A 24,468-nucleotide genomic window follows, 5' to 3' on the forward strand; every position below is an offset into this window, starting at 1 on the left:
AATATAGCCCAGGGCTTAAGCCCTGGGAAACCAAAAGCATTCTTTCTATCTTTGTATTATGCAACAAATTCATTTCTATAAATACCAGGGCACCGGGAATGATTTTATCATCATGGACAACCGGGAGGGACAGTACGACTGGCTCACCAACGAACAGGTAAATGAACTGTGTGACCGCCGTTTCGGTATTGGTGCCGATGGTCTGATGCTCCTGAACAAAAGCGAAGACTATGACTTCGCCATGAAATATTACAACTCCGATGGAAGGGAAAGTTCCATGTGCGGCAACGGTGGCAGATGCCTCACTGCTTTCGCCCATAAAATGGGGGTTGGCGATGGCAACCTCTACTTTATCGCGGTAGACGGAGAACATGAAGCCACTATGGACGGTGATAACTGGGTAAACCTGAAAATGCAGGATGTAGACTTCGTAGAACATGGTCCGCTGTATTATTACCTCAACACCGGCTCTCCCCACTTCGTAAAATATGTAGACGATGTACAGGCGGTAGATGTGTTCAACGAAGGCCGCCAGATCCGCTACAACGAACGTTTTGCTGCCGAAGGTACCAACGTGAACTTTGTACAGCCTTTTGAAGAAGGCATCTTCGTACGTACCTATGAAAGAGGTGTAGAAGACGAAACCTATTCCTGCGGCACCGGCGTTACCGCCGCCGCCATCACCTTTGCCGGCAAGGAAGAAAAGGAATATGTAGTCCCTGTACAAACACTCGGCGGACAACTTGAAGTACGCTATACCCGCACTGGTGAACGCTCCTTTACCAACATCTGGCTCTGTGGCCCCGCCACCCTGGTGTTTGAAGGACAGATTACCATTGGCTGATAACTTATCCCGCAAATGATCCAATACTTCAAAAATATAGATGCCAAAACGGTAGCTATCCAGGCACCCGAAAACGGTGCCTGGGTAAATATCACCCCACCACTGAAACAGGCTGAATTTGAACAGCTGTCTGAAGAGCTGGATATACCGCTGGACTTCCTTACCGACTCCCTGGATATTGACGAAAAATCACGCTACGAGCTGGAAGACAATGTAAAGCTCATCGTTATCAAAACACCCACGGAAAACAATTCCATCAACGAAAGCGATGCCTTCTACATTACCATCCCTATCGTGATCGTCCTTACCCACAATCAGATTATTACCGTCAACTCCTTCGATAACGCTGCCATCAAAAGGTTCCTCGATACCTTTCACAACAGGTCCCCGGAAAAAAAGAACATGATGGTGCTCAAAATCTTCGAAAAGGTAGTAGTCAATTTCCTCAATCACCTCAAGGAAATCAATCAGCGCAGGAACATGCTGGAAGCCAAACTCTACGATTCGAACCGAAACGAAGAACTGCTGGCCATCATGCGGATACAAAAAAGCCTCGTGTATTTTGTGACCGCCCTCCGCAGCAACGAGCTGCTGCTCATGAAGCTCGAAAGGACCAATTTCCTGGGCCTCAACGAAGATGAAAAGGAATTCCTCCACGACCTGATCGTAGATACCTCCCAGGCCCTCGAAATGGCCAATATCTACACTAATATCCTCAGCAGCACCATGGACGCCTTTGCCAGCATCATCTCCAACAACCTGAATGTGGTCATGAAAAGGCTTACCTCCATCACCATCATACTCACCTTCCCTATGCTGGTAGCCAGTATCTATGGTATGAACGTAGACCTGCCCTTCCAGCACAGTATACATGCTTTTTACATCCCCATTATCCTCTCCATCGTGATATCGGTGATCATCAGCATGTACTTCATGAAAAAGAAATGGTTCTGATCTAAAACATACTCTGGAAAACAGGGAACAATAACAATATGAAAACAGGATTTAACGTACGGGTTTATGGTATCATGATCAATGATCAGAAACAGGTACTCGTAACTGATGAATATATCCGTGGCGGATATTACACCAAATTTCCCGGTGGCGGGCTCGAATTCGGGGAAGGTACCCTCGAATGTATGATGCGGGAATGGCGCGAAGAACTGGGACAGGATATTAAAGTGGTAGAACATATCTATACCACTGATTTCTTCCAGATATCAGCCTTTGATAACGAAACCCAGATTATTTCGATCTATTATCTCGTCACGCCCCTGTCTCCTTTTACAGCCAAAACACTGGATAAGCCTTTCGATTTTACCGTACCCGAAGGCGTATCAGAGATTGAATATGCAAGATGGATCAACTGGGAGGATTTTTCGGCCGCAGCCGTCACCCTCCCAATCGATAAAGTAGTGGCAGACCTGGTGAAGGCACGATATTAATCGTGCGGCACCACGTCCATCACCGGCATCTCTTTGCCCATGGCGGCTGCCTTCATCCGTGCAGCCGTATCATGCCCAAGGTAACGGACAATACGATGCTCCAGCAAATAAATCAGCGGGGTTAACGCTACCGCCACTACGAATTTATAGCTGTAATTCACCATGCAGATGGCCAGCACCCGCTGCCAGCTCCAGTCCTTTCCTATCTTAAAGGCGATAAACAACACGATAAAGCTGTCTACCAGCTGCGATACTACCGTGGAACCGGTAGCTCTCAGCCATACATGTTTTTCACCGGTACGTTTTTTTATGTGGTGAAATACCGTCACGTCCACGATCTGGCTTACCAGAAAGGCCGTCAGGCTACCCAGGATGATCCACATCCCCTGCCCGAAAATGCCGACAAAAGCGCTCTGCATGTTGGGCACTCCTTCTTTTGAACTGCTACCCAGCCACCAGCTGTCGGCCGGCACATGGATGGCCACAAAAAACATAATAAAAGCATAGGTGATCAGTGCCACCGCGATATAGGAGATGCGACGTACCGCCACTGGCCCGTAAAATTCGTTGACAATATCTGTCATTACAAATTCCAGCGGCCATAACAGCACCCCGGCAGTCAGCGTATACGCCAGACCGCTCTCTCCAAACAGGGTAAAGGAGTGTACCTCCAGCCCCAGCAACCGTTCCAGCGAAAAAAGTTTACCACCGATACACTCGGCTATGAGCGCATTGGCCACAAAAAAGCTGGCGAAGATCACAAAAAGCTTGGTAGGCTTATCACTTAAAAGTTTCTTGACCATTTTAATAACTAACTATAAGTTGAAAAACTAAGATACCGACGTTACATAAAAACAGCCAGGGTGGCAGCTGTTTCCAGTTAATTTTTTTCAGTAATAGTAACACTCCTGTAATCAGGCAAACAACCAGATTCAGTGGAAATGCCACACCCACACCTAAAACCAGTACATGGCTCACGATCATATCAAAAGAATGATCATACGCTGAAATCCTGAGTATCTGACCTAAAATAAAGCACAGGTTACAGATAAATGTAAATTTTAACACAAATCGAATCCAACGCATATTGAAATTTCGGATAAATTACAGTTATTTTTGTTCCTTTTAAACCAAACACAAGATATCCGATGAAGCAAAACTGGCTAAAAGCCATTCTTCCCCATCTGGCAGCAATTGGTATATTCATATTGCTGGCAACGGTTTACTGCTCTCCTGTATTGGAAGGCAAGATAGTAAACCAGAGCGACATGATGAACGTAAAAGGAATGGCCAAAGAGGCGAAGGACTATTATGAAGCAACCGGTGAAACTCCACTGTGGTCCAATAGCATGTTCTCCGGAATGCCTACCTATGTCGTGTACACTGGTCCCGGTAAAAACAAGCTGACCATTGTCAATCAACTGGTTACCCTCGGCCTGCCCGCCCCTATCAACATGCTGTTCCTCGCCATGATCTGCATGTACCTGCTGGCATGCATACTGGATTTCAAATACTGGATAAGAGTCCTGGGCGCCATCGCTTTTGCTTTCTGCTCCTATAACCTGATCCTCATCGATGTAGGCCACGTCACCAAAATGTACGACATCGCCCTGATGCCCGCTGTACTGGCAGGTATTATCCTGACCTACCGCGGACGCCTCATCGGCGGCGCAGCTCTTACTGCACTGGCTACCGGTTTGCTGATCTACAACAACCACCTGCAGATGATCTATTATACGCTTATCATGATCATCTGCCTGGTAATAGGCGCCTTCATTCACGCGCTGAAAAACCAGGAACTGCCGCAGTTCTTCAAAGCTTCCGTACTACTGGCTTTTGCCGGCGTGCTGGCTGCATTGCCCGCCATGGACAGCCTGCTCACCACCAAAGAATATGCAGATTATACCATGCGTGGCAGCAAATCCGAACTCACATTGGGTAAGGAAGATGCCAAAGAAAATAAATCCACCGGACTGGATATAGACTACGCTTACGAATGGAGCTACGGTGTTCCGGAATCCTTTACTTTCATGATCCCTGGTTTTGTGGGTAACTCCTCCGGCCAGAAACTGGGCACGGGCTCCCATGTGTATGAACAGATGGTCAGCCTCGGTGCACCTGCTGCTCAGGTAGAACAGTATATGGAGCAGATGAAGTTCCCACTGTACTACGGCGCTCAGGAAAGAGGTACTTCCGGCCCTGTATATGTAGGCGCCATCATCTGTTTCCTCTTTATCCTCTCTCTGCTCGTTGTTAGCAATTGGCAGAAATGGTGGCTGCTGGCCGTTACCATTATCGGTTTCATCCTGGCATGGGGTAAGAATTTCGGATTTATCAACGATTTCCTGTTCTACCACCTGCCTTTATATAACAAGTTCAGAGCACCTTCACAGGCCCTGGTACTGCCATCCCTCACTTTTGTGATACTCGCCTGCTGGGCATTACAGGAAGTGGCCAATGGTAAACATACCAAAGAAGAATTGCTGAAAAAACTGAAACAAGCGACACTCATCTCCGGTGGTATCATCGTGGTGCTCGGCATTCTCGGCAGCATGTTCTGGAATTTCAGCAGCCATAGCGATGCTACCATGCTCAACTACTTCGGTCAGATGCTCGGTGGCGAAGCCAATGCCAAACTGATGATACGCGCACTGGAAAAAGACCGTAGCTCCCTGCTGCTGAAAGATAGTATCCGCTCCCTGGTGTTTATCGCCATCGCCGCCGGCGCTATCTGGGCTTATCTGAAAGGCAAACTGCAATGGCAACCGGCTGCTATCATCATTGTAGCTGCCGTTACCATCGATCTGGTACAGGTAGACAGAAACTACCTCGGCAAAGACAGCTTCGTGGATGAATCTGTGCTGACATCACAGCTGTCACCATCACAGGCTGATCTCCAGATCAAACAGGACCCTGATCCGTATTACCGCGTGTTCAACCTCACCACGTCTCCTTTTGATGATGCCATCCCCTCCTACTTCCACAAAAACATCGGTGGCTACAGCCCCGCCAAACTGTGGATTTACCAGGACCTCATCACCCACCAGATCTCCAAAAACAACATGCATGTGCTCAACATGCTCAATACCAAATACTTTATCGTACCTGATCAGAAAACCGGTCAACCGGTGGCACAACGCAACCCGGATGCCTACGGTAACGCATGGTTTGTAAAAGGTATTGTATGGGCTCCCGATGCCAACACAGAAATGAAAACGCTCGACTATCTCGACACCAAAGATTCTGCCGTGGTAGACAAACGTTTTGCAAAAGAACTGGGCAACGGTTACCAACCCATAACAGACAGCAGCGCCACCATCAAACTGACCAAATATGGCCTCAACAGCCTGGAATATGCCTCCAGCAACAGCCAGGAAGGTCTCGGTGTATTCTCTGAAATCTACTATCCCGCCGGCTGGAACGCTTATATTGATGGTAAAAAGACCGATATCGTAAGAGTAAACTATGCACTGCGCGGCCTGAAAATCCCCGCCGGACAGCATAAAATCGATCTGAAGTTTGAACCAACCACCTTCTTTACAGGCCAGAAGATATCTTCCATCTCTTCCACTGTATTGGTAATACTGGTGCTTGGAGCTTTCATCTTTGAAATCATCGCTGCAGGAAAAAAAGAAGAAAAACAGGAACCGGTTTCTAAATAACGGTACCGCATATACTAAAAAAGGCGCCATGATGTAGATCATGGCGCCTTTTTTTATGCAGATAAAAACAATTAATATTTCTTGGAGAAGATATACCGCAGCCCAATAAACAGGTGGTGCGTGAAATTAGGGATATGTCCATAATAGCGGCTCAGGATCTTATATCGTTCCTTCCAGGCCAGCTGTTGCCGCTGTTTGGACGTCCCCCCTACTCTGAATCTGGACACCACCACATGGGTATTGCAGATATGATGCGAAGCCTTGAGTGTGCGGATCATCCAGTCGATATCTGCGCATACTTTATACTGCAGATCATACAACGGACTTAAGTGCCTGCGGATGATATATGCCTGATGAGATACTACCATGCCATGTTTCAGGCTTTTCCAGGTAAGCTGTGCAGGCACCTGATGCGGTGTTTGTTCAGACCGCAGTCCTAGTTCGACGCCTTTCTCATCGATAAACATCGCCTCTCCGTAATACACGTCGGCATCCGGACAGGTCTGCAGCATCCGTTCAATGACGGTATTATCTGCCAGGGTATCATCTGCATTCAGGAACAGCAGGTACTCGCCGGTGGCCAGCTGCATACCTTTGTTCATGGCATCATACAACCCATTGTCCTTTTCAGACACCACTTTCGCAATACGGGAACGGTAAGGCGCCACTACCTCCAGCGTATTATCTTTGGAGGCTCCGTCGATAATGATATATTCTATATGAGGATAGGTTTGCGCCAGCACACTCTGTATGGTGCTTTCAATAAACCTGGCGGCATTATAACAAACTGTTATAATAGTGACAACCGGTGGTGATGAACGTTTATCCGTCACAGTGATAGGCTTTAAAACTTGTTGATCACTTCCACCACCTTCTCAATGTCTGCTGTTGTATGGTAGTAAGAACAAGGAAGACTCAGGGTGGTCCGGTGTATTTCTTCTGAGATCGGGAAGGAACCTTCTATGATACCCTGCATCGCTTTCTGTTGATGAGGCGGCAGCGGGTAATGAATATCGGTTTTAACACCGTTGTCCAGCAGGAACTGCTTCAGTTCATCCCGGCGCTCGTGACGGATATTGTAGATATGGTATACATCAAAATAATCAGGGTGTACCACCGGTTTGATGAAATCGTTTTTCAGTCCCTGATGATAAACCTCTGCCAGTTTCCTTTTATGTTCGGTGATTTCAGCCAGGTATTTAAATTTCACCAGCAGAAATGCAGCCTGTACTTCATCGAGGCGGGAGTTTACGCCTACCACTTCGTTGTAGTACTTTACATCAGAACCGTAGTTGCGTAAGCGACGCATAGCGGTAGCCAGCTGGTCGTCGTTACAGAGCACTGCGCCGGCATCGCCGAGTGCACCCAGGTTTTTGGTAGGATAAAAACTAAAGGCACCATATTCTCCGAAGGTACCGGTCAGCTGCCCTTTAAAAGAGGCGGCATGTGACTGTGCACAGTCTTCTATCAATACCAGATTATGTTTTTCCTTGATGGCCATTATTTTGTCCATCTCGCAGCTTTTTCCGTACAGGTGTACCACCATAATGGCCCTGGTACGGGAAGTAATCGCTGCCGGAATTTTTTCCGGGTCAATATTGTAAGTATGAATATCGGGTTCTACCAGTACCGGTTTCAGCCCACACTGTGCGATAGACAGGATGGTGGCGATGTATGTATTGGAGGGTACGATCACTTCGTCGCCAGGCGCGAAGTCGAAGGCACGCAGACTCAGTGTCAGAGCGTCCAGGCCGTTGGCGAGCCCGAGGCAATGTTTCATGCCATGATACTGTGCATAGGCTGTTTCAAATTCCTTTACTTTGTTGCCCAGTATATACCAGCCGCTTTCCAGTGTTTCATTGAAAGCAACCCTGAATTCTTCAAAAAATGGCTTGTTGAGTAAGCCAAGGTTCTCATATTCTATCATAGCCTCAGTTGTCATAAGGTTCGTAAATATAATCTGCCGCCTCAAATGGTGTGGAAGCCATTACCAGCAATACGGCGTCGGGAGTGAAATGATGCATGGTATGCCAGTCTTCCGGCTCCAGGATCAGGCATTTGTTGGGATGGTCCATCACAAAATCGGTCTGTTCCCCTTTCCCATTATTGTTGGACACAATACAGCTTCCATGCACGCAGATAGCGGCCTGTATGGTTTTATGATGACGGTGTCCACCTCTCACGGAATCATCTACGCCATAGATATAAAAGATCCGTTTGATATCGAAAGGGATCTGTTTTTCTATGACGGTCAGGTTTCCCCTTTTATCACTGTGTGTTGTCAGGTTAATGATATGTGCCATGCTGTATGTTTAAATCCCGGATTCCTTCAGGGGGTAAATATGATATACGTTTTTCAATTTGCGCAGGATGGTGACCAGTATAGCTTTCAGACCGGAAGGACGCGGACGGGCGCCATGCGGGTCAAAAGAAGGATCTACGGCCTGTATCTGCTGTCTGCTTTTTTCCAGTTCCTGAATATAAGGCTTATACAACAGTTCCTTTACGGCAGGTGTGATGGTACGTCTGCCCAGTTCTATAGTATTGTCTGTAAAGTACTTCAGGTAATGGAAGTGATAAAATATCGGATCAAACTCTTTACCAGTAGTAATTTCACGGCAACGGAGCTTGTCATTCACTTTAAACACATCATATTGCTGGATGTTCCAGAGGGCGAGTCCACCGCCAAGATTTTGCATCACCCATACATTATTAAAACGTTGTGGCCAGTCGTCGAGGTATTTCTGATCTCCGAACTTACCATCTTCATGACGGTCGTAACACCAGTCCAGACAGGCATTACGCCACCATTGCAGGGCTTCCATGCCCCAGCGGTTGTTACGGAAAGTGATATACTGTACACAATATTTACCGCTCAGTTTACTCTTATCATACCTGGGAGTGTAACGGTGTTCCGTGATCATCACGGAATGGTTGCCCATTTCATCCATCAGCACCTGTGGGTTATTATAAAAATACAGGTCCGCATCAATATAAGTACAATGCGGTAGCTGGAATTGTTGAATACAATAAAGGATGGTGGAAGAGCTGCAGGTCCAGCAATATTCGGCCCTATTGCGGGTAGGCTTTACTTTCAGCAGTTCCGGGTCTTCAAATTCTGCCAGGGAGATCACGGTAAGATGAGGCAGGGCCATCTTCCGCAATACGTTCAGACATTTATCATCAAACGCAAAAACATACAGGTAAAAATCAGCACAAACGGCAGCCAGCGAAGTATACATGGCCAGCCCGCGGGATAAATAATTACTGTCGAACAGTGTACAATAATATAATGTTGTATCTCTTTCCTTCATAATATCAATAAAGACCCAATAAACCGGCTTAATCTTTCACCGTTTCGATGATAATGGTTTTGCGGAACCATCCGGGAAACACATTACCCAAACTATCAATTATTTTAAAGCCAATAGGCACATATCTTTTCCTTGCAATACGCAGACCGCCCACATTTTCCAGCAACTCTTCAAAGTCACGCAGGGAAAGCTGGTGTATATGCCCTGTATTGTACCATTGGTAGCCAAACAGCATCTTTTTAGGCATACGGCCGTTAATCAGCATGTCTATACGGTTCCGGAAATACGCAAAGTTAGGAAATGAGATGATCTGACGACGGGATACCCGCTTCATTTCCGATAACAGCGTTTCCGGGTACATCACCATTTGGATGGTCACATTGCATACCGCCACGTCGAACTCGTTGTCGGCATAAGGCAACGTTTCATCAATCCGACCTCTGATTACCTGTAATCCTTTCTGCTGGCATATTTCCACTCCGGAGAGGGAAATTTCAATCCCCTTGCAATCACACTGTTTTTCTTCAATCATCATCTCCATCAATCGCCCATTGCCGCAGGCCAGGTCCAGCACGGTATTGCCCGGACTCAGTAAATCGGTCACTTTTTCATATTCCCCTCTTTTTTCAGAAGGAAGCTGACTATAGTCGTAATTCCTGTTATCATTACGCATGATCACGATATTTTGATCTTGTGGGAATACTACAATATCAAACCGGTGCTGTTTCTTACTTCCGCTTCAAGATCTTCTTAATCCGTTGAAATATACCAGGTTTTATAGATCTGAAATATGTCTCAAATGCAGCTGTTCCCTGCACACTGGCTGTTATCGGCAGTTTCTGCAGCCTGATGGGTGTAGGCGACAATGCCACTTCAAAGCTGGGCGTGTCTGCCTGGTCCATATGCGTGCCTGAATCATCCGTACCAATATTCTGCACCAGTGAGCGCGACGGGTACAACGTTAGCATATTTTTCAGAAATGCGGAAGCGTACCAGCGGATAGCCCATGAATCGTTCTGCCCGTTGATCTGCTTACGCAGCATTTTCATGTAATTATAAGTATTGTTAAAATCAAAGGTACTGCCCTCTCCTTTCAGGCGCAGGGCGTCGTAAAGCTTCTGCCCGTCGGGCTCAAACTGTTTCCAGGCGCGGGCCCAGGTCCCCCAGCCCCAGCAGTCAGCTCCCCGAATAAAAAATGTCTCCGGCACAGTTTCCAGCAAAGGGTAAACATATCCATGTATAGATGCCACCTGTGGCTCTTCTTCATACATATCCAGCGCCTGGTTCATGTACTGGAGAAAATAAGGTGACAGTACCAGGTCATCTTCTACCACAATCGCTTTACCATGTTTAGCAATAACTTCCGTCACTCCGGTAATCACAGACTGGGCCAGTCCATAGTTCTGGACTCTTTCAGCAATATGCACTTTACCACACCAGTTGCGGCTGCGGATCACCTCCCGGGTGGCTGCGATCTGTAATAATGCGTCCTCGCTGGCGTTTGCTTTGGGCCCGTCGGCAAAAACATACAGCTCACTCTGTGCTGCTTCGGGGTTCTGTGCCAGGCTTTCCAGCACCTTACGGGCATGGTCGGGTCGCTTATAGGCAAAAAATATGATCGGTGCTAGTGTCGACATGCTTATTTAAATTTACCGGTAGCCAGTCCTTTACCTATTGGATAAATACCTTCTACCGTTACGCCGGGCAATTTACTCCAGTTTTCCAGAATCCGGAATTCTCCGTCCCGGAACGAATCATCGAGGAAGAATACTGCGCCGGGTTTGGCGAGCTCCTGTAAAGCAGGCACCGTGGTATAACGGCTGTTGTCGGACCCATTGGGGCCATCTACCACCAGCCAGTCAAACGGTTCTATACCTGGCAAAGCCGAAGGTCCACCTTTCAGGTGGAAATCATAACCTTTGTCCGGATCACTCACAGGGACGTAATATATATGAACGCCTTTTTCGAGGCCCAGCTCTTTCAATCGGTTATCCAGCCGTTGTTTTTCTTTCTCATCCTGCTCAAAAGACAATAAAACACCATCCGGACGGTGCAGGGAGAAATATTTGGCAAACATGATGGTGCTCACACCGCAGCCACATTCAGCAATCACACGCGGCTTTTCTTTTACCAGCCGTTCCCACAGCAGCGTCATGGAGGCAGCATCCAAAGTCCAGAAGCCCAGCGTAACGCCATCGTACAGCCCTTTTAATTCCGGTACCGGAATAGTCTCCCCCGGCGTTTTCAACGACCGGTAAGAGGGCGTCAGAATATTCTGTTTACCGGAATACCGTTTCAGCCGCTCCCGTTTCTGCCACCAGAAGGTGAGCGGATAAGGTTCCACCCGCAGCCTGCGGTTTGCAAAAACGATATAATTACGGATCAGGAAGTCTATCAGCATATCTTATTGAATGTCTTGCAAAATAAATTCATAAATAGCAGAACTGCAAAAACCATGAAAAAAACTTATTACTTGTTGTACTCTAATATACAATTCCTAATACCAGGGCCTGCCCCTGAAAGATTCTTTATATATTTGCGTATCATAAAATAGTCAATGGGGATCATCCGAAAACAAAGTCTTTATTCATCAATTTCCATCTACATAGGGTTTGCCTTCGGTGCTATGAACCTGATGTTGTTAATGCCGAAGATCTTCACCCAGGAGCAAATCGGATTAACCCGTGTACTGATAGATGTTTGTACCCTGCTGGCCACCGCAGCCTCTCTGGGCGCCGTGCCGGTGATCAACAAATTCTTCCCTTTTTATCATGACTACCTGAAGCCGGAAAAGAATGACCTGCCCAAACTCACACTGGTCGTGTCATTGATCGGATATGCGTTGTTTGTACTGTTTTCCTTTGTCTCTAAAGACCTGATCGTCCGTAAGTTCAGTGGCAATTCACCGTTGTTTATTCAATACTTTTATGCGATCTACCCGCTTACCTTTTTTATTCTGGTTTTTAACATGCTGGAAGGGTTTGCCTGGGGTCTGCATAAAACGATAGCATCCAACTTTCTGAAAGAAGGCGGAATCCGCATCGCTTCCACCATTATCCTGCTGGTGTTTGCCTTTACTCATATCAGTTTTACCCAGTATATTAATTTCTTTAGCGTGCCCTATGCCTTCAGTGCCGTCGCATTATTGGTCATACTCTGGCGTACGGGGCAACTGAAAATCGGAGTACAGGGCGTCAGTAATGTAACCCGACGGCTGGGCAAACGGATGTTTACCTTTAGCAGTTATGTGTTTTCTTCCAGCGTTTTTACGCTGTTACGGAAAACCAACGACCTGTTGATCATCAGTAGTTATCAGGGACTGAATTTTGCCGGGCTGTTCTCTTATGCCACTTTTGTCATCAGCTTTATGGAAGTACCACAGCGCAGCATGTATTCCATCACTACTCCTATCCTGGCCTCTGCCTGGAAAAACAAGGACATGGCCAAAATCCAGGAGCTGTACACCAAAAGCTCCATCACGCTGACTATCGCCGGGGTTGCTGTTTTTGGTGCTATCTATCTATCGCGGCACAACCTGGTATTGTATCTCGGCCCTGGCTGGGAGCTTATTTCGGAGATTGTGTTCTTACTGGGCCTGGCCAAAATGATCGACCTTGTGACCGGTATCAATAATCAGATCATTCAAACCTCCAACTACTGGCGCTTTGATTTTGTCAGCAACATCACGCTGGTGATCATATCCATTATTCTCAACATTTTCATGATAAAAAAATTCAAGACTGTTGGAGCAGCCTATGCAGACTTCATTACAGTAGCCCTTTTTAATCTTATCCGCTATATGTTTATCTGGATCAAATTCGGCATGCAGCCACTGAGCCTGAAAACACTATATGCGCTGCTGTTGGGCGTTGGTGGTGTGCTGCTGGTCAAACAGCTGCCCTTTGTATTTAATATGTACCTCGACACCATTGTGCGGACAGTGCTGTTCATTGCATTGTTTGGCACTACCGTGATAGTGACACGGCTTTCCGAAGATGTAAATAATATATGGGAGATGGCAAGAAAGAAGATAGGCCTGTAATCAGAGCCTGCCGCCGCCAGCGAAATACTTTTTCCAGTACGGCTCTTTCAGATCGCTGATCATCACGCCTGAGCTGGTGGAGGCGTGTACAAATTTGTCATTTTCCAGGTAGATGCCTACGTGGGAGATACGACGATGATGTATCTTAAAGAATACCAGATCACCTTCGTGCAGGTCGCGGGTACTGAGCCGCTGCCGTACTTTATTGTACAGTTCTACGGAGTTGCCGGTAAGCGCAAACTGAAACACTGTGTTCACCAGCATATTTACGAAGCCCGAACAATCAATACCATCGCGGGTTTTGCCACCCATGCGATAAGGAGTGCCCATCCAATCTTCAATGAATTTATACAGGCTGTGATTCAGCACATTTTCCACTGGAACGTCCAGCAGCTGCGCATATTTGAACTGCCAGCCCTGCGCGTTTTCCAGATTGGCGCTGCCGTAGGTAATGTGTTTGCTGATACTGATATCCCTGCTGTTGCTATTGCTGTAGGAAGAAGAAGTATGACGGCCAGGTGTGGAAATGCCATCAATAAAGGTGATGCGTCTGCCTTCAGATACCGTGGGCGTATTATTACGACTGGCAGTAGTCTTTTTGATAGTAGAACAGGAACCTAACGCCATTGCACAAACCGATAACTTCATCCATAGATGTCCCTTAATTCTAATCATACGCCTGGTTAAAAATTTTCGCTAAAATACAAACTATTAGTTAATTACAAATTATGAATGGAGAATTATGGTTTTTTATTGAAGATCAATCGTCTCAATTACAATTCTCCATTCATAATTGCATATTTCATCGTACTTTTGACGCCTGACGAAACCGCATTGAGATGATCTTTTCCCACTTACACGTACATACGCAGTTTTCATTACTGGATGGTGCAGCCGATATCAAGTCGCTGTACAAGAAAGCCATGGCTTCCAATCAGCCAGCACTGGCAATCACAGACCATGGAAACATGTTTGGTGCTTTCCAGTTTGTGGCAGAAGCGTACAACAATAAACTGAATCCCGGTGATCCGAAAGATAAAAGACTGAAAGTAAAACCCATCGTTGGTTGTGAGTTTTATCTGGTGGAAAACCGCCATAAGCGTGCCTTTACACGGGAAGAAAAAGATATCCGTTATCACCAGGTATTGCTGGCCAAAGATGATGAAGGTTACCGCAACCTTATCAAACTTTGTTCACTCGGATATATGGAAGGACTTTACGGTAAATACCCACGTATCGATAAAGAACTGATATTACAATACCATAAAGGCCTGATCGCCACCACCTGCTGTCTGGGTGCTTCCGTTCCCAAAACCATTCTGCGTAAGGGAGAAGAAGAAGGCGAAAAGGAATTCAAATGGTGGCTCGACATTTTCGGCGATGACTTCTACGTGGAAATGCAGCGGCACGGCATTCCGGAGCAGGACCAGGTAAACCATGTACTGCTGAAGTATGCACAGAAATATAATGTGAAGATCATCGCGTCCAACGACTCCCACTATGTAGACCAGGCAGATGCCAACGCACACGACATCCTGCTCTGTATCAACACCGGTGAGAAGAAAAGCACTCCTACCAATAAGGAGTTCTCTGATGATGAGGTGGCTTCCAAAAACACACGCTTCGCTTTCTACAACGACCAGTTCTATTTCAAGACCACAGAGGAAATGTCGGCATTGTTCCATGACCTCCCACAGGCCATAGACAATACCAATGAGATTGTAGACAAAGTACAGCTGTTGGATCTCAAACGAGATATCCTGCTGCCCAACTTCCCTATTCCAAAGGAGTTTTTCACGCAGGATCAGTACCTGCGCCACCTCACCTATGAGGGAGCACGTACCCGCTACACCGAGATGACGGCCGATGTAGAAGAACGTATCAACTTTGAGCTGCAGGTAATCGAAAACATGGGATTTGCCGGTTACTTCCTGATCGTATCCGACTTCATTAAAGCCGGCCGCGATCTGGGTGTATTTATCGGCCCGGGACGTGGATCTGCCGCAGGCTCTGCCGTGGCATATTGTATCGGCATCACCAATATCGACCCCATCAAATACAACCTGCTGTTCGAACGTTTCCTCAACCCGGACCGTAAGAGCATGCCCGATATTGATACGGACTTCGATGATGAAGGCCGTCAGAAAGTAATAGACTATGTAGTACAGAAATATGGCCGCAACCAGGTAGCACAGATCATTACCTACGGTACCATGGCCGCCAAAATGAGTATCAAGGACGTAGCCCGCGTAATGGACCTGCCCCTGATAGATTCCAATGGCCTGGCCAAACTGGTACCCGACAAACCCGGTATCCAGCTGGACCGTATCTTCAACGCCCCCCTCGATGGAGAGAAAAGTCTCGCCGACAAGGAAGGCCTCGCCGGCGAAGATATTGAAAACGTAAAGCGGCTTCGGGAGCTGATCAAAGGCCAGGACCTGCAAGGTGAAGTGCTCCGTGAAGCCTGTGTACTGGAAGGTTCCGTAAGGAACACCGGTATCCACGCCGCCGGTATCATCATTGCCCCGCAAGACCTCTACGACCTGATACCCGTATCCACCGCCAGAGACTCTGACCTGCTCGTTACCCAGTTTGAAGGCAGTATCATCGAATCTGCCGGCGTAATCAAGATGGACTTCCTGGGATTAAAAACCCTGACCATCATCAAAGGTGCGCTGGAGCTGATCCGTATGAACCATGGCGTGGACATAAATATCGACGAGATTCCGCTGGACGATGCCAAAACCTACGAACTGTACCAGAAAGGCGAAACCAACGCCACGTTCCAGTTCGAGTCGCCCGGTATGCAGAAATACCTCCGTGAGTTGAAGCCCGACCGTTTCGACGATCTCATCGCCATGAACGCCTTGTACCGTCCGGGCCCACTCGAGTACATACCGTCCTTCATTCGTCGTAAACACGGACTGGAGCCGGTAACCTTCGACCTTCCTGACATGGAAGAACACCTGAAAGAAACCTACGGTATCTGCGTATACCAGGAACAGGTAATGTTGCTCAGTCAGAAACTGGCCAACTTCTCCCGTGGAGACGCGGACATCCTCCGTAAGGCGATGGGTAAAAAACAGATCGCGGTACTGAACAAGATGAAGGCGCAATTCATGGAAGGTTGCTCCACCCATGGCTACGATCTGAAAGTCTGCGAAAAAGTATGGACTGACTGGGAAGCCTTCGCTTCTTATGCGTTCAACAAATCGCACGCTACCTGCTACGCTTTTGTGGCATATCAGACCGCCTATCTCAAAGCCCACTACCCTTCTGAATACATGGCGGCTGTACTGAACTGCGCCAGCAACATTGAGAAGATCACCTTCTTCATGGAAGAGTGTAAACGGATGGGCATCGACGTATTACCGCCGGATGTGAACGAATCCCTCAAAGGTTTCGCGGTGAACAAAAAAGGGCAGATCCGTTTTGGCCTTGGTGGCCTGAAAGGTGTGGGTGAAGCTGCCGTAGAAAACCTCCTGGAAGAAAGGAAAAAGGAAGGCACTTTCAAAACAGTATTCGACTTTATCAAACGCGTTAACCAACGCGCTGTTAATAAAAAATCACTCGAGGCCCTGATCATGTCCGGCGCCTTCGACTGTTTCCCAGAGTTCCACCGGGCTCAGTATTTCCATAAACCGGACACTGAACCCTTGAACGGACTTGATAAAATCGTGAAGTTCGGTCAACAGGTTTCTGCCGGCTCTTCCAATATCGGCAGCCTCTTCGGAGCCGAAGATATGCCCGATGTAGAGCCTCCTAAAATACCCAACTGCGACCCATGGCCCCTGATCATGAAGCTCAACAACGAAAGGGATATCACTGGTATCTATATCTCCGGCCATCCGCTGGACGATTACCGTTTTGAGCTGAAACATTATAACATGAATCAGGTGCAGGAACTGGTGGAGTATCAGGCTGAAATCAGTACCCCTGGCAGCTCCGGCGGCCGTTCCCGCGAAAGAAATTTTCGTCTGGCCGTATATGTTACCAACGCTCAGGAAAGGATTTCCCGCAACAACCGGCAGTTTGGTATTATGACCATAGAAGACTACACCGGCAAATTTGAATTTGCCCTGTGGAGTGAAGACTTCATCCGGTTTGCACCATATCTTAAACCCGGCCTCTGCCTGTTCATCAACGGCGGCTTTAAGTCCAAACGCTTTAACGACAACGAATATGAGTTTAAGGTAAGCAGCATACAGCTGCTCCAGGAAGTGAAAAAAACACATACCAAACAGGTATTCCTGGCTACTGCGCCCAAACAGCTGAAACGCGAAACGGTAGACTTTCTGGTAGAGAATATCAACCGTTACCCGGGCAGCAGCGTACTGCACCTGCAGCTCACCGACCGGGACAATAACCTGCAGGTGAAACTGCATACCTTCAACAGAAATATAGAGATGAATGACGAGTTGGCGCATTTCCTGCGAAAACAACCGGATATCGATGTCTATATCGAAACAATCAATAAGTAAGATGTCAAAAAAGCAGTAATTTGCACTCGGTTCAAGTTTTGATCATTATACAACCGTAAACAATCAAAAACAATCATTAATAAACACCTTTAAATTATAATATCTTATGGCTTTAGAATTCACAGACGCGAACTTTCAGACGGAAGTACTGAACTCCGATAAATTATCTGTAGTTGACTTTTGGGCAGAATGGTGTGGACCTTGCCGCGCTATCGGACCAGTAATTGAAGAACTGTCTAAAGATTATGATGGTAAAGTAAACATCGGTAAAGTGAACGTAGACCATAACCCGCAGATTTCCATCGATTATGGTATCACCAGCATCCCAGCCATTCTTTTCATCAAAGATGGTCAGGTAGTAGACAAACAGATAGGCGCAGTTCCTAGATCTGTTCTCGAGAAAAAAATACAGGCTAACCTGTAAGGATATAAACGACTGAGTGATGAAGAAGCCCTTCCGCATATACGGAAGGGCTTTTTTGTGCCTGAATGTCTCCGGTTAACAAAATTTTCAGTTCTGCTACGTATCTTACAGCATAATCCAAACCAGCAAAACCATCTGATCAACCTCTAATAACAACCATCTTTGCGCCACACTTTTATTATCCTGTTTACCTTACTCTACAGCCTCTCCACTGTCGGCCAGCGGAAATGCGGAACAGCGATCGCATTGCAGCAGCGGGTCCTCGAACATCCCGGCCTGCAGCAGGTGATTGATGCCAATGAAAAAAAACTTTTGCAATTACAGCAACGACGCATGATGCGGGTGCAGGCAGAAGCCACTCCCCAGCAAGTGAACATCCCCGTAGTAGTGCATATTGTTCTCGACAACCCCGATCTGGTGACCGATGCTCAGGTAATGTCCCAGATAGCAGTACTCAACAACGATTATAATGCTGCCAATCCGGATATCAGCCAGGTACCGCCTGTATGGCAGCCTATCATCGGCAATTCGCGGATCAACTATTGCCTCGCCCAGCGTACACCCGGCGACGAGCCCACCACCGGCATTGTGCGGGTAACAACCGCACCTGGCCGCAGCTTTGACATCAGTGGCGGCAGCCCCGACGTGAAATACGATAAATACGGCGGTTCCGATGCCTGGGACACGCAGAAATACCTCAACATCTGGGTGACACGCCTCTCTGGCAATTACCTCGGTGTGGCCGCCCCTCCCGGACTGGGTTATCCCTCCGAACAGGAAGGTGTGGTAGTATTATACACTGCCTTCGGGACCACCGGCAGCGTAGGCCGTGTCTACAACCTCGGACGCACCACCACCCACGAAATAGGCCACTTTTTCGGCCTCGTTCATATCTGGGGCGATGACAACGGTGCCTGCACCAGAGATGACGGCATCGCGGATACGCCCCTGCAGGGCGATAACACCTATGGTTGTCCGTCTTTTCCAAAAACCGACAACTGCAGCCCCAACTTCCCGGGCATCATGTTCATGAACTACATGGACTATACCGATGATGCCTGTATGCATCTTTTTACAGCCGGACAGGTGGGCAGAATGCGCGATGTGCTGGAAAACACCACCCGCAGCCTGATGTCTTCCAATGGATGCACCCCCGTAATACTGCCGGCAAATGATGCAGCGCTGATAACCGTCAGCGGTGCGGATGGTAAACGTTGCGATAACCGTATCCTGCCATTGGTTACGCTGCGCAACAAAGGCACCAACCCGCTCACGTCAGTACGTATCCTGTACCGGCTGAACAACGGCACTCTCGTCAACTACGACTGGCAGGGCAATCTGCCCAGTTTGCAGAGTGCTACCGTTACACTCCCGTCTTCACAGGTCCCCGTCGGAAGCTATAACCTCCAGGCCTATACGCAATTGCCCAACGGACAGCCTGATGCCAATGTGGCCAATGATACCGTGGCCAGCAAATTCCATTATGATGCGGAGGCACAACTGCCTTTTGAAGAAGGATTTGAGCAGGACAGTTTCCCTCCTCCGGGCTGGGATCTGTACAACCCCGACCGCAGCTTCACCTGGGAGCGTGACCGGAACGTGGGCAGCCACAGCAAAGCCTCTGTGCTGGTGCGTAACAAAGGGTATAACGTCAATGATCAGATCGATGATCTGATCACGCCGGTGATCGACGCGCAGGGCCGCGACTCTGTTTTCCTCTTCTTTGATGTGGCAGCAGCCGTGTATTCCGATCCTGATATGACCGGTAATATATGGGACACGCTACAGGTGCTGGTTACCAAAGACTGTCATCAGACCTGGAACATTGCTTACAATAAATGGGGTAAAAACCTGATCACTCATCCAACTGCATTGCAGACTGAATTTGTACCTGCTGCCAGCGAATGGCGACGCGATTCGGTAGACATAACAGCGCTGGTGGGTAAAGATAAGTTCCAGGTAGCTTTCAGAAATATCTCAAACTCAGAGAATAATATTTATATTGATAATATAAGAATTGTCAGTAAAGACATCAATCCTGATCTACGGAAAGCCGGCGTGCTGGTGAATCCGAACCCTACAGACGGCCTGGTATGGATTTCTTTCTACGAGATCCCCACTGATCTGTTGCAGGTAAGTATCTATAACGCCGCCGGTCAGCTGATAGCCACACAACCGGGCAATGCCGTGGGGCGCAACAACCGGATGACCTTTAATTTGGTAAATGAGCCAAATGGTGTTTATTTTGTAAAATTAATTTACAGGAACAGGGCCAACACCATTAAATTAATGAAAGTAAGATGACGATGAGACAAGATTACCCGGCAGTTCAAACGCTTCTTCAGCAAGCCACACTGGATACTTCCCTGAAGAGCATTGCAGAAAAAATTCTCCGCAAGGAAAGAATTACGCCCGAGGATGGGCTGACCTTATTTGAGAAAGGTGATATCGGCTTTTTAGGCGCACTGGCCAACCACGTTCGGGAACGTATGCACGGTGACAAGACTTACTTCAACCGTAACTTTCATATTGAGCCTACCAACGTTTGTGTTTTCACCTGCCATTTCTGCTCCTACTCCCGCCTGTATAAAAACAGGGAAGAAGGATGGGAACTCAGTATAGACCAGATGCTGGACATCGTGAAAAAATACGACAACCAGCCTGTTACGGAAGTACATATTGTGGGTGGCGTACATCCTAAAATGCAGCTCGATTTCTTTGTAGAGCTGATCCAAAAAATCAAGGCACACCGCCCCGACCTCCATATCAAAGGGTTTACCGCTGTAGAGCTGGATTATATGTTCCGCAAAGCCAAGGTAAGTCTCGAAGAAGGTATGCGTATCCTCAACGAAGCAGGCCTGCAATCCATGCCTGGTGGCGGTGCAGAGATATTCCATCCTGATGTGCGTGCCAAAATATGCCACGACAAGGTAGATGGCGACGGATGGCTGGCCATCCACCGCGCTGCCCATAACCGGGGTATGACCACCAACGCTACCATGCTCTACGGCCACATAGAAACCTATGCTCACCGTATCGATCATATGGAGCGGTTGCGTCAGCTGCAGGATGAAACACATGGTTTCAATACCTTCATCCCGCTGAAATTCAGAAATAAAGGCAACGACATGTCCGATATTCCGGAAACTTCTATCGTGGAAGACCTGAAACTGTATGCCATAGCACGACTGTACATGGATAACTTCCCCCACCTGAAAGCCTACTGGCCGATGTTGGGAAGAAACACCGCCCAGCTGACACTTTCCTTCGGGGTAAACGATCTCGATGGTACCATCGACGATACCACCAAGATATACAGCATGGCAGGAGCCGAAGAACAAAATCCTTCCATGAACACTGCTCAGCTGGCCCACCTTATCAAACAGGCCGGCAGAATACCTGTAGAAAGGGATACTGTATACAACGAAATAAAAGACTATACCGACGTTGTTTTTTCTGAAGAGGAATTACTGACCAAATAATATCCTTATGCAGCTACCGTTCAAATACATCCTGATAGCCGCGCTGTATGCGTCGGGCTGTCATGAAAATACAGGCAACAACAGCACCGCTACCGAAACCAGCAGCAACAAGGCCGGTACCGAATCACCAGCTCCTGTTACTGCCAACGGCAGCGAGTTCAGAAAAGATGCGTCGCTGGCGTTTCTTTCCAAAAACAATGCAGACACCATCCGCAAAATTGATATTCAGCTGGCCAAAACTGACCAGCAAAGAGAAGACGGACTGATGTATCGCAAATCCATGAGCGATGATCAGGGTATGCTGTTTATCTTTCCGGATATGGAAGAACGTTCCTTCTGGATGAAAAACACCTATATCTCCCTCGATATCATCTACCTCGATGATAAACTGGAGATCGTATCTATTCAGAAGTATGCCACGCCTTTGTCGGAGCAAAGCCTCCCCTCTTTCAAAAAAGCACAGTATGTGCTGGAAGTGAACGGTGGTTTCTGTGACAAATACCATATTGGTTATGGCGACAAGGTTGTGTACCACTAATAACCATCACATCATTTCCAAATAAGAAGCCCCGGCAGACGCCGGGGCTTTTTTTGCTTTGATACATATTTGATCGCTAACATTATAGCCTTTATTGAACTATCCTTCATTGACCACCCGCAGAATATGCAGCTGGGTTTTGCCCGCAGGCACTTCCCAGTCAATGGTATCACCGGCACTGTAGCCCAGCAGGGCAGTACCGATAGGTGACAGGATAGAGAGTTTACCCAGCTGGATGTTGCTGGCAGCAGGCAGTACCAGCTGTACTTCCCGTACAGCGCCGCTACGCTCGTCTTTGAACTGCAGCGTGGAATTTACCTGTACCACATCATCCGGCACTTTTGTTTTTCTGATAACAGCCCTTTCCAACTCCTCCTTCAGCTTATCAGTGCCGGGAGCGTGGTAACAAAGGGTTTTTAAAATTTCGTAATCATGTTGGGACACAATAATCTGTTTCTTTTTCATGAAAACAGGGTTTTATCAATTGTTAACAGATGGCCCCGGATAAAGCGCCGCTCCAGCAGAACGGCCGCTGTCCGGTGCATATATTTCTTCATATGATCGTATATCCGTTCTGGTTACTCTTCTGTAAAGGGCTGCAGGATTTACTTTGTCTGCTGCTTCAAAACCACAGGCGCCCATCAGTTCTGCCAATGCATATATCGTGTTACGGTGGAAATTAGCCACACGTTCGCGTTTATCGGTTACATTCACACCCTGATAGAGGGTTGGATCCTGAGTAGCCACTCCTACCGGGCAGCTGCCACTGTCACATTGCAGGGCCTGAATACAACCCAATGCGAGCATCATACCTCTGGCGCTATAGCATGCATCTGCACCTAATGCCAACACCTTCATGATATCAAAACCGGTAATGATTTTACCACTGGCCATGATACGGATATGTTGTTTCAGTTCGTACTTCTTCAGCATATTCACTACCAGTGCCAATGCGTCGTACAAGGGCATACCGATGCTGTCAGTGAATTCCAGCGGAGCAGCACCAGTACCGCCTTCCGCACCATCTACCGTAATAAAGTCGGGGTAGATACGGGTATTGGTCATCGCTATGCAGATACGCTCAAATTCGTCTTTACGGCCTACGCATAATTTGAAGCCTACCGGTTTGCCACCAGACAGTTCTCTCAGCTGTTTCACAAACGCCAGCATCTCATATTCGTTGCCAAAGGCGGTATGTGCAGCAGGTGAAAGCACGCTCACACCTGGTTTCACCTTACGAATGGCTGCAATTTCAGGTGTATTTTTCGCTGCGGGTAATACCCCACCTTTACCAGGTTTTGCACCCTGGCTCAGTTTCAGCTCAACCATTTTTACAGAAGGGGCTGCCACTGTTGCAGTATATACCTCTGGTGAGAAGTTTCCCTGCTCATCACGGCAACCAAAATAACCTGTACCGATCTGCCAGATCAGGTCACCACCATGTTGCAGGTGATACGGACTTACACCACCTTCTCCCGTATTGTGGGCGAAACCGCCGATCTGCGCGCCCCCGTTAAGGGAAAGGATGGCTGTTTTACTCAATGCGCCGTAACTCATTGCGCTGATATTGAGTAAACTTGCATTATAAGGTTGTGTACATTGTTCATTGCCAATTGTTACCTTTAATGCCTCCGGCTTCACTTTCTTAGGGAAAGCAGTGTGCGCGGCCCACTCATAACCTGGCTCATACATGTTTTCCAATGCACCAAAAGCAACGGTCTGTTTTACATCTTTGGCACGTTGATAAACTACCGCACGCTGACGGCGGTTGAACGGCCTTCCATCTGTATCGGACTCAAAGAAATACTGGCGCATTTCCGGCCTGATCTGCTCCAGCAGGTAACGTAACCTTCCCAGCAGCGGGTAGTTACGCAACAGGGCATGTTTGCCCTGCAAGCGGTCATACAGCGTAAGTACGCTAAGGCCGACAGCTAATGGTAATAAGATCCATCCCGTTAAATAACCGCGATAAAGGCTAGCCGCCACGCATCCATCCAGCAACAGGCATAAAAGATAAACTGCCCATCGTGCTATCCGATGATTCATAAAACTGTTTTTATAAGATTGTTTTGGAAAATGCAAATGGATTATACTACTTGTACAAAGCATACAGGTATCATCCCCCGGGTACAACTGTTACTATGCTATAAGTTGCCCGGGCTTAATTGTTGAAGTCTTTTGGACAGGATAAAAAAGGCAACAGGAACCCGCAGGTACGTTGGCATGTACCCAGGTT

21 protein-coding genes are annotated in these 24,468 nt (G+C 47.6%); 10 read left to right on the forward strand and 11 right to left on the reverse strand.

Features of this window, described 5'->3' with window-relative positions:
* Positions 1-58 precede the first annotated feature (58 nt).
* From dapF to KD145_RS07820, 3 genes are read left to right on the forward strand one after another with little or no spacing between them, the layout of a single operon-like run.
* Positions 59-844: a diaminopimelate epimerase gene (gene dapF, locus KD145_RS07810; protein WP_113618464.1), complete on the forward strand. Its 786-nt coding sequence runs from the start codon at positions 59-61 to the stop codon at positions 842-844.
* A gap of 15 nt (positions 845-859) precedes the next feature.
* Complete coding sequence (locus KD145_RS07815) at positions 860-1,798, forward strand: magnesium transporter CorA family protein (protein WP_212005344.1); 939 nt, start codon at positions 860-862, stop codon at positions 1,796-1,798.
* A gap of 38 nt (positions 1,799-1,836) precedes the next feature.
* Positions 1,837-2,289 carry an NUDIX hydrolase gene (locus KD145_RS07820; RefSeq protein ID WP_212005345.1) on the forward strand — a complete coding sequence of 151 codons (453 nt, stop codon included), beginning with the start codon at positions 1,837-1,839 and terminating at the stop codon, positions 2,287-2,289.
* Here the strand turns inward: KD145_RS07820 and KD145_RS07825 are convergent.
* On the reverse strand, positions 2,286-3,092 hold the full coding sequence (locus KD145_RS07825) for a queuosine precursor transporter (protein WP_212005346.1): 807 nt from the start codon (positions 3,090-3,092) through the stop codon (positions 2,286-2,288). The two genes, KD145_RS07820 and KD145_RS07825, sit on opposite strands and share 4 nt — an antisense overlap.
* A 345-nt stretch (positions 3,093-3,437) precedes the next feature.
* On the opposite strand from KD145_RS07825, the gene KD145_RS07830 reads away from it, so the two are divergent.
* Complete coding sequence (locus KD145_RS07830; protein ID WP_212005347.1) at positions 3,438-5,951, forward strand: YfhO family protein; 2,514 nt, start codon at positions 3,438-3,440, stop codon at positions 5,949-5,951.
* A 71-nt stretch (positions 5,952-6,022) separates the two neighbouring features.
* Here the strand turns inward: KD145_RS07830 and KD145_RS07835 are convergent, their stop codons facing one another.
* The 7 genes from KD145_RS07835 to KD145_RS07865 are packed head-to-tail and all read right to left on the reverse strand — an operon-like array spanning position 6,023 to position 11,666.
* Positions 6,023-6,784 carry a glycosyltransferase family 2 protein gene (locus KD145_RS07835; protein WP_212005348.1) on the reverse strand — a complete coding sequence of 254 codons (762 nt, stop codon included), beginning with the start codon at positions 6,782-6,784 and terminating at the stop codon, positions 6,023-6,025.
* 11 nt (positions 6,785-6,795) lie between these two features.
* A complete protein-coding gene (locus tag KD145_RS07840; RefSeq protein WP_212005349.1) occupies positions 6,796-7,893 on the reverse strand; it encodes a DegT/DnrJ/EryC1/StrS aminotransferase family protein in 1,098 nt (365 codons plus the stop codon).
* Complete coding sequence (locus tag KD145_RS07845; RefSeq protein WP_113618457.1) at positions 7,883-8,254, reverse strand: FdtA/QdtA family cupin domain-containing protein; 372 nt, start codon at positions 8,252-8,254, stop codon at positions 7,883-7,885. Before KD145_RS07845 ends, KD145_RS07840 begins: the two co-directional genes overlap by 11 nt.
* A gap of 9 nt (positions 8,255-8,263) precedes the next feature.
* Positions 8,264-9,265, reverse strand: coding sequence for a hypothetical protein (locus KD145_RS07850; RefSeq protein ID WP_212005350.1), 1,002 nt, complete (start codon positions 9,263-9,265; stop codon positions 8,264-8,266).
* Positions 9,266-9,293: 28 nt separating this feature from the next.
* A complete protein-coding gene (locus KD145_RS07855; RefSeq protein ID WP_212005351.1) occupies positions 9,294-9,938 on the reverse strand; it encodes a methionine biosynthesis protein MetW in 645 nt (214 codons plus the stop codon).
* A 55-nt stretch (positions 9,939-9,993) separates the two neighbouring features.
* Complete coding sequence (locus KD145_RS07860) at positions 9,994-10,902, reverse strand: sugar transferase (RefSeq protein ID WP_212005352.1); 909 nt, start codon at positions 10,900-10,902, stop codon at positions 9,994-9,996.
* Positions 10,903-10,904: 2 nt separating this feature from the next.
* Positions 10,905-11,666: a class I SAM-dependent methyltransferase gene (locus tag KD145_RS07865; RefSeq protein WP_212005353.1), complete on the reverse strand. Its 762-nt coding sequence runs from the start codon at positions 11,664-11,666 to the stop codon at positions 10,905-10,907.
* Positions 11,667-11,822: 156 nt separating this feature from the next.
* On the opposite strand from KD145_RS07865, the gene KD145_RS07870 reads away from it, so the two are divergent.
* On the forward strand, positions 11,823-13,307 hold the full coding sequence (locus KD145_RS07870) for a lipopolysaccharide biosynthesis protein (RefSeq protein ID WP_212005354.1): 1,485 nt from the start codon (positions 11,823-11,825) through the stop codon (positions 13,305-13,307).
* Here the strand turns inward: KD145_RS07870 and KD145_RS07875 are convergent, their stop codons facing one another.
* Positions 13,308-13,982, reverse strand: coding sequence for a C40 family peptidase (locus KD145_RS07875; RefSeq protein WP_212005355.1), 675 nt, complete (start codon positions 13,980-13,982; stop codon positions 13,308-13,310).
* A 164-nt stretch (positions 13,983-14,146) separates the two neighbouring features.
* Between KD145_RS07875 and dnaE the strand changes: the two genes are divergently transcribed.
* The 5 genes from dnaE (at position 14,147) to KD145_RS07900 (ending at position 22,232) form a co-directional block, all read left to right on the forward strand.
* Positions 14,147-17,788 carry a DNA polymerase III subunit alpha gene (dnaE, locus tag KD145_RS07880; protein ID WP_212005356.1) on the forward strand — a complete coding sequence of 1,214 codons (3,642 nt, stop codon included), beginning with the start codon at positions 14,147-14,149 and terminating at the stop codon, positions 17,786-17,788.
* A 106-nt stretch (positions 17,789-17,894) separates the two neighbouring features.
* Positions 17,895-18,212 carry a thioredoxin gene (gene trxA, locus KD145_RS07885; RefSeq protein WP_212005357.1) on the forward strand — a complete coding sequence of 106 codons (318 nt, stop codon included), beginning with the start codon at positions 17,895-17,897 and terminating at the stop codon, positions 18,210-18,212.
* A gap of 162 nt (positions 18,213-18,374) precedes the next feature.
* Positions 18,375-20,516, forward strand: a complete 2,142-nt coding sequence (locus KD145_RS07890; RefSeq protein ID WP_212005358.1) for a M43 family zinc metalloprotease — start codon at positions 18,375-18,377, stop codon at positions 20,514-20,516.
* Positions 20,513-21,694, forward strand: a complete 1,182-nt coding sequence (mqnE, locus tag KD145_RS07895) for an aminofutalosine synthase MqnE (RefSeq protein ID WP_212005359.1) — start codon at positions 20,513-20,515, stop codon at positions 21,692-21,694. The genes KD145_RS07890 and mqnE overlap by 4 nt, the downstream gene beginning before the upstream one ends.
* A gap of 7 nt (positions 21,695-21,701) precedes the next feature.
* Complete coding sequence (locus tag KD145_RS07900; protein WP_212005360.1) at positions 21,702-22,232, forward strand: DUF192 domain-containing protein; 531 nt, start codon at positions 21,702-21,704, stop codon at positions 22,230-22,232.
* A gap of 99 nt (positions 22,233-22,331) precedes the next feature.
* On the opposite strand, the gene KD145_RS07905 is transcribed toward KD145_RS07900, so the two are convergent.
* Positions 22,332-22,697, reverse strand: coding sequence for a GreA/GreB family elongation factor (locus KD145_RS07905; protein WP_113618445.1), 366 nt, complete (start codon positions 22,695-22,697; stop codon positions 22,332-22,334).
* Positions 22,698-22,712: 15 nt separating this feature from the next.
* A complete protein-coding gene (locus KD145_RS07910; protein WP_212005361.1) occupies positions 22,713-24,278 on the reverse strand; it encodes an FMN-binding glutamate synthase family protein in 1,566 nt (521 codons plus the stop codon).
* Between the last annotated feature and the right edge of the window lie 190 nt (positions 24,279-24,468).

It is taken from the genome of Chitinophaga sp. HK235, from assembly GCF_018255755.1.
Taxonomy (GTDB): Bacteria; Bacteroidota; Bacteroidia; order Chitinophagales; family Chitinophagaceae; genus Chitinophaga.